General features: G+C 67.7%; 9 protein-coding genes and 1 pseudogene. 9 read left to right on the forward strand and 1 reads right to left on the reverse strand.

Going from position 1 to position 11,754, the window contains the following annotated elements; translation table 11 throughout:
- Positions 1 to 300: pseudogene (locus FVW27_RS19850) on the forward strand (pyridine nucleotide-disulfide oxidoreductase); the annotation flags it as partial.
- A 198-nt stretch (positions 301 to 498) separates the two neighbouring features.
- Here the strand turns inward: FVW27_RS19850 and FVW27_RS19855 are convergent.
- Positions 499 to 1,266 (reverse strand): tetratricopeptide repeat protein, encoded by a 768-nt coding sequence (locus tag FVW27_RS19855; protein ID WP_167128687.1) that lies wholly within the window; start codon positions 1,264 to 1,266, stop codon positions 499 to 501.
- 288 nt (positions 1,267 to 1,554) lie between these two features.
- On the opposite strand from FVW27_RS19855, the gene ehuB reads away from it, so the two are divergent.
- The 8 genes from ehuB to FVW27_RS19895 form a co-directional block, all read left to right on the forward strand.
- Positions 1,555 to 2,505, forward strand: coding sequence for an ectoine/hydroxyectoine ABC transporter substrate-binding protein EhuB (gene ehuB, locus FVW27_RS19860; RefSeq protein WP_167128691.1), 951 nt, complete (start codon positions 1,555 to 1,557; stop codon positions 2,503 to 2,505).
- Between the two features lie 121 nt (positions 2,506 to 2,626).
- Positions 2,627 to 6,088: a PAS domain-containing hybrid sensor histidine kinase/response regulator gene (locus FVW27_RS19865; RefSeq protein ID WP_167128694.1), complete on the forward strand. Its 3,462-nt coding sequence runs from the start codon at positions 2,627 to 2,629 to the stop codon at positions 6,086 to 6,088.
- A gap of 433 nt (positions 6,089 to 6,521) precedes the next feature.
- A complete protein-coding gene (locus FVW27_RS19870; protein WP_167128697.1) occupies positions 6,522 to 7,094 on the forward strand; it encodes a cytochrome c3 family protein in 573 nt (190 codons plus the stop codon).
- Positions 7,091 to 7,600: a hypothetical protein gene (locus FVW27_RS19875; protein WP_243838596.1), complete on the forward strand. Its 510-nt coding sequence runs from the start codon at positions 7,091 to 7,093 to the stop codon at positions 7,598 to 7,600. Before FVW27_RS19870 ends, FVW27_RS19875 begins: the two co-directional genes overlap by 4 nt.
- A gap of 21 nt (positions 7,601 to 7,621) precedes the next feature.
- Entirely contained in the window at positions 7,622 to 9,889 is a 2,268-nt protein-coding gene (locus tag FVW27_RS19880; protein ID WP_167128700.1) for a nitrate reductase, read from the forward strand.
- Positions 9,890 to 10,090: 201 nt separating this feature from the next.
- Positions 10,091 to 10,381 carry a chaperone NapD gene (locus FVW27_RS19885; RefSeq protein ID WP_167128703.1) on the forward strand — a complete coding sequence of 97 codons (291 nt, stop codon included), beginning with the start codon at positions 10,091 to 10,093 and terminating at the stop codon, positions 10,379 to 10,381.
- Between the two features lies 1 nt (position 10,382).
- Positions 10,383 to 11,021 carry a 4Fe-4S dicluster domain-containing protein gene (locus FVW27_RS19890; protein ID WP_341806187.1) on the forward strand — a complete coding sequence of 213 codons (639 nt, stop codon included), beginning with the start codon at positions 10,383 to 10,385 and terminating at the stop codon, positions 11,019 to 11,021.
- The coding region (locus FVW27_RS19895) for a 4Fe-4S binding protein (protein WP_167128706.1) at positions 11,018 to 11,754 on the forward strand (737 nt) is incomplete at its 3' end. The genes FVW27_RS19890 and FVW27_RS19895, both read left to right, overlap by 4 nt.

Below are 11,754 nucleotides of genomic sequence, written 5' to 3' on the forward strand. Positions count from 1 at the left end.
GTGCTGGCCGCCAATCTGGCGGCCCGGCTGGGCGAGCATGTCCGCTGCGGCGCCAGCGCCGCCCGGACAACCGGCCAGCCATCCCTTGCCCCCTACATCCCCCGGCCAGGTCACCTGCTGGTGCTGGATACCGGCGCGGGCACGGGGGTGCTGCACCGTCCGTTGGGCAGCGGCGCGCTGTGCTTCGGTGGCCGTCTGGCCTTCCTGCTCAAGCGGGCCATCGACACCCGGTTCATGCGGAGCCATCTGCCGCCCGGAGGCGTCCGCCTCGGTGAATGCCCGTGGGATGAACCGGCCTGAGCGGGCCTGAGCGGGCCTGAGCCGGCCTGAGCCGGCCTGACGCCACGGCCACGCCCTGGTGCCGGACAACGACATGTCCTCGTACGGCCACATGAGCACGGCAACAAAGCCCCCCCCCGCAACGCACGAAGGCCGCCACATCGCGTGGAGGCCTTCTTCGTTCCCGGCAGAAATGGCGTAGTGCCGCGCCCGGCCCGTCTACACGCCGGGGCAGGTCTGGCCACCGCAAAAGGTCAGGAAGCGCTGTGCCTCGGTAAAATCGGGCCGCATGGCCAGGGCCTTGGTCAGATGCTGCACGCAGGCGCCGGTGTCGCCCTTGTCGAAATGCACCCGCGCGATGTTGAAGTGCAGATGCTCGTCCTCGCGGCATTCCAGCGCCTTGTGGTAGAACCGCAGCGAATCGTCGAAGTGCCCGTTCTTGCGCAGGCTGATGCCGAACTTGTTGAAGCGCACCCGATGCTCCATCAGGAACGCCTCGTCGCTGCCCATGAGCACGTTCAGCACCTTGCGCAGGCGGGCCGCGTCCTTCTTTTCCGCATATACCTCGCCCAGACCGAAATTTGCGGGCACATTCAGGTCATCAATCATCAATGCCTTGATGAAGGCCTTTTCCGCATCGTCCAGGCGCAAATCTGCCAGACAGGCCTCGCCCTCGACAAGCTTGCGATGCAGCGAGGCCAGCGCGGGCACCGTGTGATTCCTGTAATACATCGGCTCCGGCATGTAACTACGAAGAAATTCAAGCTCTTCCATATTCTTGCGGATACCCGAAGGCACATGGTGCACGTTGAGCGGCTGTACTTCACAGGTGGCCGTATCCAGTTTGCGCGCATACCAATAGGTGACCTGGCGCTGTTGCGACGCGGTGCCGCCTATGCCAACCATGGCATCCTGCTGCAATGAATAGACGCCGAGGATGATCGGATACTGTTCGTCGTGCACGGGTGCTCCCCTGCTGCGCGCCATGGCGCGTCCGGTGTCCTGCCCTCCCCGGGCAGTGGATTGTCGCATACTTCATTGCCTTACCCGTCGTGTCAAGGCCGTTGCACACCATTGCGGGGTTCCGTTCCGCACATGGCGGGATAACCCTACCTTCCCCATGGGGAAGCACCCGCAATGGCACGGCAACCCCCAATTGACGCCACGCCATCTCACGGCAAAGAATAATGTTCCACTACGCTGGCATATGGCACAGCGACGGCAATACCGGCTCCGGTCGGCGCCCTGCGCGCCGCGCCACAGGACACGCAACCCATGCCCAGACTTCCCCGATCCGCCCCCTCGTTGCTCGGCGTCATCGCCCTGGCCTGCGCGGTGACGACCCTGATCTACGCGCTGATGGAACTGCCAGACCCGGACGATACCGCATGGCGTGGGGGCACCATCCGGGTGGGCTACGCCCTGGAACCCCCATATGCCTATCGTACTCCTGAAGGCACCGTGACAGGAGAGGCCCCGGAAGTGGCCCGCACCGTGCTGACCCGCGCGGGCATCACCCGGGTGCGCTGGGTGCTCGGCGATTTCAACGCCCTGATCCCCGACCTGCTGGCCGGGCATATCGACATGATCGCGGCGGGCATGTTCCTCACGCCCGACAGGGCCGCCCTCGTGGCCTTTTCGCTGCCCACCTGTTCCGTGGGACAGGGGCTGCTGGTACGGCGCGGCAACCCGCGCGGCCTGCACGACTACGCATCCCTGGCCGAGCGCAACGAGGTTACACTGGCCGTGCTGGACGGTGCGGTGGAGCACCGCCAATTGCTGTTGCTGGGCATGCCCGCCGAGCGGCTGTTTCCCGTGACCGACGCGCACGCGGGCATGACCGCCGTACGCAAGGGCCGCGTGGACGGTCTGGCCCTTTCCGGCCCCACGGTAGTCCTGTTGGCCCGGCAGCACCCCGACGAAATGGAGGCCGCGCGGCCCTTCACCCAACCGGTCATCGACGGCAAACCCGTATCCGGCCTGTGCGCCTTTGCCTTTCGCAAGGAGGACGCCCCCCTAGTGGACAGGGTGAACGAACAGTTGCGCGCCTTCATCGGCACACCGGAGCACCTTGCACTGATACAGCCCTTCGGTTTCGATGGCTCCACCCTGCCCCCCTGGGCCGCTTCCGACAGGCCGGACAAACCAGGCGGGCCAGGCGGGCCAGGCGGGCCAGACGGGCCAGACGGGCCAGACGGACAGGTCGGGCGGGGCCCAGGCCAGTGAACCGGCACCGGGCCCGCGCCGTATCCGCCGGTTCCATGATTCCCGTTTCCCGCTCGTCCGCCCCTTATCCGCCGCACCGCAGTCGCAGCGCCGCATCCGCCACCTCCACAGGACCCGCCGCATGACCAGACGCCCCGTCATCTCGCAAAGCCGCAACATCGCCATCGCCGGTGGCATCATGGCGCTGGTGTGTTCGGGCTTCCTGCTGCTGTGGGTGAATCACGGCTGGCACGCCAGCCTGCGCGGCTTTCTGCCGGTGGTGAAGGCACTGCGCATCGCCAGGGCCGACCTGCTGAAGGGACAGCTGGCCGCAGAACGCCAGTTGGCGGGCGATGTCGACGTCGCCCCCGGCATCCATGGCGCCTACTTCGAACAGGGGGCGGGCAGACTGTACGACGCAGTGGACGAACTGCTGACTTCCGGCGACGACGCCCTGCCAGGCCTTTCGGACATCCGCCCCTTTCACGAGGGCTCGCCGGAAATGCTGGTGGCCCAGTTGCGCATCTACGCCGACGGCATCGGAGCCCTGAACCGCTCCACCAACGCCCGGCTCTCGGCCCCGCGCGGGGAACATCCCCTGCAGGTGCTGGAACAACGCCGCGTCTTCACCGAACTGGACCGGCTGGGTGATGCGCTGGAGCGCAGCGTGTTCTCCCGCTTCGTGGAGGATGCCGAACGCCAGAGCCGCCTGACGCGCGTGGTCTTCGTATTGTGGATGATCTTTCTGTGCGGGCTCACCCTGCTGTTCAAGATTGCCGCCGACCGCCGTCGTTCCGCCGAAATGGCCCTGGTGGACAGCGAAGAGCGCTGGCAGTTCGCCCTTGAAGGCCCCGGCGACGGCGTGTGGGACTGGAACATCCACACCGGCGAACTGTTCCTGTCCCCCCGCTGGAAGGAACTGCTGGGCTACGAGGAGCACGAGGTCGGCACATCCCCGCGCGAATGGGAGGGCCGCGTCCACCCCGACGACAGGCAGCGGGCACAGGCCGACATGGACATGCACCTTTCCGGCGCCACCGACACCTACCAGTCGGAATATCGCATGCGGTGCAAGGACGGCTCGTACATCTGGGTACTGGCCCGGGGCAAGGTGATGTCCGTTGCGGACGACGGCACGCCGTTGCGCTTCGTGGGCACCCATTCCGACATCACCGCCCGCCGCCAGGCCGAGGAAGCCCTGCGCGCCAGCCGGGAAAACCTGGCCGTCACCCTGCGCTCCATCGGCGACGCGGTGATGGCCACCGACCGTGCCGGGCGCATCACCCTGATGAACCCGGTGGCCGAGCGGCTGACCGGCTGGCCCTTTGCCTCGGCCAGGGGACGGCACATCGGCGAGGTGTTCGTCATCGTTGCGGGCCGCACGCACGAACCCGTGCCCGACCCGGTGGCGCAGGCAGTCAGCACCGGCAAGGTGGTGGAACTGACCAACGATACCCTGCTGCTGGCCCGCGACGGCGCGGAATACCAGATCGCGGACAGCGCCGCCCCCATCCACGACGCGGCGGGCGAAATCACCGGCGCGGTCCTGGTGTTCACCGACGTCAGCGCCCAGTACGCGGCGCGCCGCCAGCTGCTGTCCAGCGAACAGCAGTTCCGCGCGGCCATCGAGGAAGCGCCCGTGCCGGTGATGATCCACGACGAGGACGGCACCGTGCTGGCCCTGAACCGCAGCTGGTACGAACTTTCCGGCTACACACCCGGCGATGTACCCACCCTGGCCCGCTGGGAGGAACTGGCCATGCAAGGCGAGCCGGTGCATGTGGCGGATACGCTGCCGGAGGCACGGCCCGGTGCCGCGCCGGGAACAACCGCCGCCAATACGCCGGACAACCGGACGGGCGAGGCCACGCCCGACGGAACGTCCGACGGAACAGGCCGCCCCGCCAGCGATACCGACACCCTGTACGCCCTGGGCGCACGCAGGGCCGACGGCGAACACCCGGTCATCTGCGCCGACGGATCGGCCAGGGTATGGGACTTCAGTTCCGCCCCGCTCGGCTCGCTGCCCGATGGCCGCCGCGCGGTGATCCGCATGGCCGTGGACATCACCGCCCGCAAGGAGGCGGAGGCCGCCCTGCTGCGCGAAAAGGGCGCGGCAGAGGCCGCCAACCTGGCCAAGTCCGAATTCCTGGCCAACATGAGCCACGAAATCCGCACCCCGCTCAACGGCGCGCTGGGCATGCTGCAACTGCTGCAGACCACCACCCTGGACCACGAACAGCAGGACTACCTTACCAGCGCCATCACCTCGGCCCGGCGGCTTACCCAACTGCTGTCCGACGTGCTGGACCTTTCGCGGGTGGAGGCGGGCAGGCTGGCCCTGCGCGCCGCGCCCTTTGCGCTGGACGGGGTGGCGGCGTCCATCCGCGACATCTTCCTGCTGCCCGCGCGCGAAAAGCAACTGGACCTGGCCATCCGGCTGGACCCGCGCCTGCCCGCGCGGCTGGTGGGCGACGAGGCCCGGTTGCGCCAGATTGCCTTCAACCTGGTGGGCAACGCCATAAAGTTCACCGATACGGGGTCGGTGACCGTGGAACTGGCCCCGCTGGGCCTGCCCCCGGCCCTGCATCCGACCGGAAACCCGGCAGAGGGTGCGACCGACGGCACGGCACAAGACGCCCCCGCAGCCCGGCCCGCCCACCTGCGCCTGTTGCTGGAAGTGCGCGACACCGGCATCGGCATTCCGGAATCGCACCTGGAACGCATTTTCGAGCCGTTCAGCCAGTTGGACGGCTCGCACGTGCGGCGGCATGGCGGCGCGGGACTGGGCCTGTCCATAGTGCGGCGGCTGGTGGCCCTGATGGACGGCGAACTTTCGCTGGAAAGCTCGCCGGGCGCGGGTACCACCATCTTCATCTCGCTGCCCTTCGGCGCCCTGTGGGATGCCGACGATGCGAACCGGGCACCCGCGCGCGGGCCGGACTGGTCGAATGAAATGAACGGGCCTGATGAAACGGACAGGTCGAGCAGTGTGAACGAATCCGGCACGGCAGCCGGACGAGACGGCGCGGGGGGCAGTGACAACGCAATGGGCATGCCCGCCCGCGCAATGGGCATGCCCGCCCGCCATGCCGATGTGTCCGCCCTGCCCCGGGGCATCGCGCAGCCCGGCAAAGGCAGCTCCAGGTCCCGAAGCGAGGCGGCTGCGCAGCAGGCGGACCCCGCCCCCGCCCTGCCGGAACACCAGGCCGGGCTGCACGTGCTGCTGGTGGAGGACGACGCCGTGAACCAGCTTGCCGTACGGCGCATGCTGGAAAAATCAGGCATGACCGTGACCCTGGCCACCGACGGTCAGCAAGCGCTGGACGCCCTGCACCACGGCACGTTCGACTGCGTGGTCATGGACGTGCAGATGCCGGTCATGGACGGGCTGACGGCCACCCGCGCCATCCGCACCGACCCGGCCTTTGCCACCCGCGCGGCCATACCCGTGGTGGCCATGACCGCCCACGCCATGGTGGGCGACCGCGAATCCTTCCTGGAAGCGGGCATGGACGACTACGTGTCCAAACCCGTGGAAATGAGCGGACTGCGACAGGCCATCCTGCGCGCCATGCAGGCGCGGCACGGCGCGTCGAACTAGCCGCCCCCCTCGCCCTGCCGTTCCGCCGGGGCCGCATGGTCTACCAGCGGTCTGATGCCAGGTTATGCAGCCTGTCGCGCCCCCGCTACAATCTGGCGCTGCCTGACGCAACGGTCTCTTCACCCCGCTCCTGCGTCACCCATTCCCGCTACGCCCCGCCACGTCGCCTCGACCACGCCCCGTGAGGTCGGCCAGATACCCTCACGCCTGCCCCACGCAGGTCCCCAACGCCCCCTCGCCTGTACGAAAAACACGAATTTTCAGAAATAACTGACAGCAATTCCGGAAAACATGACTGCGCCGCGCACCCCTTCATCGTGAACTCGCGTGGTTACGGCACGTTAGCGATCACTTGCACGCTGGCCCGCCTCTTGCTGTGCATTCTTTCACAATGGGGCTCGCAATCCCCCAACCCTCAGCCGGAGGCATGCGCATGCCACCCCGTTCCCCAAGTTTCTGGATCATGGCCGTGGGCCTGGCCGTGGTTGCCCTCGGCGCGAGTGCCTGGGGCGTGAAGGCCACGTCCACCACCGCGTTCTGCATGTCCTGTCACGAGATGAAGGTCTACCAGACGGAACTGGACGCCTCGCCCCACGCCAAGGACGCCAAGGGCGCACCCATCGGGTGCTCGCAATGTCACATCCCCGGTACGGGCATTGTGCGCATGGTCGCCGCCAAGACGTACCTGGGGGTGAAGGACATCTGGGCCCACTACGGCGGCGAAGGCGAGGACATGGACCGCGCCGCCATGCAGCCCATGGCGCGCCGTTTCGTGGATGACGCCAACTGCCGCGCCTGCCACCAGGACCTGACCCGCAACGCCAAGAACGACGGCGCCGTGTCCGAAACAGGACGCCTGGCCCACGAAAACTACGAGGGCAAGAACGGTATTTCCCGCAGTGGCTGCGCGGGTTGTCACCGCAACATGGCGCACCTGCCGCGCTTCGACCAGCGCCTTGCCGCCAACGCCAAATTCGCCGCCAAGCTCAAGGAGGCACGTCCATGACGTCCGATCCCACGGGAACCACCCCGGCCTCACGGCCCACCTCCATCCTGGCCCACCCCCTGCTGCGCAACCGCGCGGTGGTGGTGCTGGCGGGCGCGGCCCTGCTGGTGGCCGCGTTCTTCCTGTACGTGCGCCTGGCCTTTCCCGGCGTGCGTTGCGAAGCGGCCAAGCACCTGGATGCCCCCGAAAAGATGGGCGATTGCTACGGCTGCCACGTAAAATCCACGCCCCGCGTGGCCCAGGACTGGTACGAGGGCAAGCACGGCATCACCCTGGTGCGCTGCCAGACCTGCCACGGCCAGCCCGACGGCAAGGGCGCCATCGCCTTCAACCGCTCGCCCGGCGTGGAAATCTGCGCCCGCTGCCATGCCCCCAGCATGGACCGCATGGAAGCCAAGTTCGGTACGCGCGGCAACTGTTCCTCGTGCCATCCCAACCACCAGAACCCCATGCACGGCGACGCCTACGTCAACCGGCAGGCCACCACAAAGACCTCGCTCGACTAGCGGCGGCACAAGGAGACAACCATGGAATGCTCCAGACGCGACTTTCTGCGCTACATGGCCCTGTCCGCAGCGCTGGCCGCCGTCAGCGGCGCGCCGCTGCCGGCATCGGCCGCCCGGCAGGACGACAAGCCCGACACCTGGGTGAAGGGCGTATGCCGGTACTGCGGCACCGGCTGCGGTGTGCTGGTGGGAGTGAAGAACGGCAAGGCAGTGGCCATCAAGGGCGACCCGGACAACCACAACAAGGGCCTGCTGTGCCTCAAGGGCGCGCTGCTGATTCCGGTGCTGAACTCGCCCGACCGGGTCACCAGCCCCATGGCGCGCAAGACCAAGGGCGGTCCGCTGGAACCCATCGGCTGGGACGAGGCGCTTGACCTGCTGGCGAAGAAGTTCCGCACGGCCATCGACACCCACGGTCCCAAGTCCGTGGCCTATTACGGCTCCGGCCAGTGCCTGACCGAGGAATCGTACCTGGCCAGCAAGATCTTCAAGGCCGGGCTGCGCACCAACAACGTGGACGGCAACCCCCGCCTGTGCATGGCGTCCGCCGTGGGCGGCTACGTGACTTCGTTCGGCAAGGACGAGCCCATGGGCACCTACGAGGACATCGACCAGGCCTCGTGCTTCTTCATCATCGGGTCCAACACGTCGGAAGCGCACCCCGTGCTGTTCCGGCGCATCGCGCGGCGCAAGCAGGCCACGCCCGGCGTCAAGATCATCGTGGCCGACCCGCGCCGCACCAACACCTCGCGCATCGCCGACCTGCACATCGCCTTCCGCCCCGGCACGGACCTGGCCCTGATGAACTCCATGGCCTGGGTCATGATCCACGAGGAGCTGGACAACGCACGTTTCTGGGGCAAGTACGTGGCCTTCAAGGACAACGAGGGCAAGGACTGCACCTTCGACGACTACAAGGCGTTCCTTGAAGACTACAGGCCGGAGAAGGCCGCCGCCATCTGTCACATTCCGGAAGAGCAGATATGGCAGGCCGCGCGCCTGTTCGCGGAATCGCCCGCCACCATGTCGCTGTGGTGCATGGGCATCAACCAGCGGGTTCGCGGGGTGTGGGCCAACAACCTGATCCACAACCTGCACCTGATCAGCGGGCAGATATGCCGCCCCGGCGCCACCTCCTTCTCGCTGACCGGCCAGCCCAACGCCTGCGGCGGCGTGCGCGACGCGGGCGCGCTCTCGCACCTCCTGCCTGCGGGCCGCGTCATCGCCAACCCCAAGCACCGCGCCGAAATGGAACAGCTGTGGGGCCTGCCCGAAGGCACCATTTCGCCCGACCCCGGCTATCACACCGTGGCCCTGTTCGAGGCGCTGGGCAAGGGCGACGTGAAGGCCATGCTGATCTGCGAGACCAACCCCGCCCACACGCTGCCCAACCTGAACAAGGTCCACAAGGCCATGAGCCACCCGGACTCGTTCATCGCGGTCATCGAGGCCTTCCCCGACGCCGTCACCCTGCGCTACGCCGACCTGGTGCTGGCGCCCGCCTTCTGGTGCGAGCGCGACGGCGTGTACGGCTGCGGCGAGCGCCGTTACGCGCTCATCGAAAAGGCCGTGGAGCCGCCGCAGGGCTGCCGCCCCACCGTGAACACCCTGGTGGAGTTCGCCAAGCGCGTGGGCGTGGACCCCAAGCTGGTCAACTTCCGCAATGCCGCAGACGTGTGGGAAGAATGGCGCACCGTCAGCAAGGGCACCACCTACAACTTCTACGGCATGACCCGCGAACGGCTGCGCAAGGAATCGGGCCTCATCTGGCCCTGCCCGGACGAAAAGCACCCCGGCACCCGGCTGCGCTACGTGCGGGGTGAAGACCCCATCGTGCCCGCCGACCATCCGGACAAATTCTTCTTCTACGGCAGGCCCGACGGCAAGGCCGCCCTGTGGATGCGCCCCTACCAGGGCGCGGCGGAAGAACCCGACGCCGACTACCCCCTGTACCTGACCTCCATGCGGGTCATCGACCACTGGCACACCGCCACCATGACCGGAAAGGTGCCGGAACTGCAAAAGGCCAACCCCTCTGCCTTCGTGGAGATCAACGGCGACGACGCCAAGAGCCTCGGCATCGCCCACGGCGACGCCTGCGTTGTGGAAACCCGGCGCGACAAGCTGACCCTGCCCGCGCGCGTCAGCGACGTATGCCGCACCGGGCTTATCGCCGTGCCGTTCTTTGACCGGGAAAAGCTGGTCAACAAGCTGTTCCTGGACGCGACAGACCCCATCTCGCGCGAGCCGGAATACAAGATCTGCGCGGCGCGGATACGCAAGGCGTAGGGGCACGCGGGGAAAGGGAGAACGGGGGAGGGAGGAACCCCCTTTTGGAAAAGGGGGTTCCTCCCTCCCCCGCCCCCTCCCTCCTCCCCCAAAACTTTTCAACTGGTGACGGGCAGAAGGCGCAATGTTCACGGAGAGATGCTTCAACACGCCGCCCCAGCCCTCTTTCCTCAAAGATATTTCAGGCATGGAGAAAGCATCATGGCCATAGCAGGCATTCTGGTGCAGACCGACACGGAAACGGCGGAAGCGGTATGGACCCGGCTGTCGGTGGACCCGCACATTGCCGAGGTACACCGGGCCGAAGTGCCGGGACGGCTGGTGGCGGTGCTGGAGGCCGATTCTGACCGCATGGAACAGGAGTTCAAACGGCTGGCGGCGTGGGACGGCGTGCTGTCCATAGACCTGGCCTACCTGACCTACGAGGACGAATTGGCCGACGGCGGCACCATCAAGTGTCCGCCATGGGAACGCAAACACCGGAGCGCCTGAGGTGTCCACATCCTCCAGACAGCCGGAGGGGGGCGGCGCGCTGTCCCCGGCGTCCGGTCTCATGTCGCCCGGCCTGCTGCGCCCGCCGGGCGCACGGGCCGAGGCGGAATTCCGCGCCCGATGCATCCACTGCGGCAAGTGCGCGGAAGCCTGCCCGTACGGGTCCATCCGCATGGCTGCCGGGCGCATGGCCGGGTTCTTCGGTCAGGTGCGCAACACGCCGTACATCCATGCCAGGTCCATCCCCTGCTGGCTGTGCATGAAGTGCCCGCCGGTGTGCCCTTCGGGTGCGTTGCGACCAGTGCGCGACATGGCGCAGGCCGACATGGGCATGGCCGTGCTGCTCAAGAACCGCTGCCACAACTGGGTGGGCACGGTGCTGTGCCGCACCTGCTACGACAAATGCCCCCTGCGCGGCACGGCCATGGTGCTGGAAGGCGGCGACATCCCCGCCGTGGCTGACGCCTGCGTGGGCTGCGGGGTGTGCGAGCACGTCTGCCCGGTGGACGCCATCGTGGTGCGCCCCAACGCAGGACGCAGGACGGCATCAAGCATGGATGAAGCCGCCGGGCACGGGATGGCGGCAGGCGGGGCTGACGCCACCGACGCCGCGCCCGGGCACGGAGGGAACCCGGCATGAAACCGTGGCACGCACGCTGGCGACGCCCCGTACAATGGGCCGTGCTGCTCCTGTTCGCGGCGCTGCCCTGGCTGAACCGCAAGGGGTTCCACGGCGTGTCCGGGACGCTGTTTTCGCTGGAGGCATGGGGCCTGCCACTGGCCGACCCGCTGGCCGCCGCACAGGTGCTGGCAGCAGGTGCGTTGCCCGGCGCGCGCCTGCTGCTGGGCGGGCTGCTGGTGCTGGCCGTGGCCGTGGTGCTGGGCCGGGTGTTCTGTTCCTGGGGCTGCCCGTACGGGCTGCTGTCGGAACTGGTGCATGCCCGGCGCAAGCGCGGCCCCCGTGCTGCATGCTGCGCCCATACCCTAACCGCAGCCGCGCCGGATGCAATGGCAACTTCGGACAATTCACGGCTCGCCAGCCTGTCCACTCCATGGAAAAGCGGATTCCCCGTCCGGGCGGGCCTGACCGTTGCCGGGCTGGCCCTGACGGCACTGGCGGGCGCTCCGCTGCTGAACCAGTTTTCCCTGCCCGGAGAAATCACCCTGCAACTGCTGGCCCTGGCGTATCCGGCCCCCGGGGCGTGGGATTGGGCATGGGTGGGCCTTGTGCTCATCGCCGTGCTGCTGGCGGCGGAATGGCGCACCCGCACCCGCCTGTGGTGCCGGTACCTGTGCCCGCAGTCGGTGCTGCTGTCGCTGGCCGCGCGGCTGTGGCCGGGCGCGCTTAGCATCCGCCGCAACATGCGCCGCTG

It is taken from the genome of Nitratidesulfovibrio liaohensis, assembly GCF_011682075.1.
Lineage (GTDB): Bacteria > Desulfobacterota > Desulfovibrionia > Desulfovibrionales > Desulfovibrionaceae > Cupidesulfovibrio > Cupidesulfovibrio liaohensis.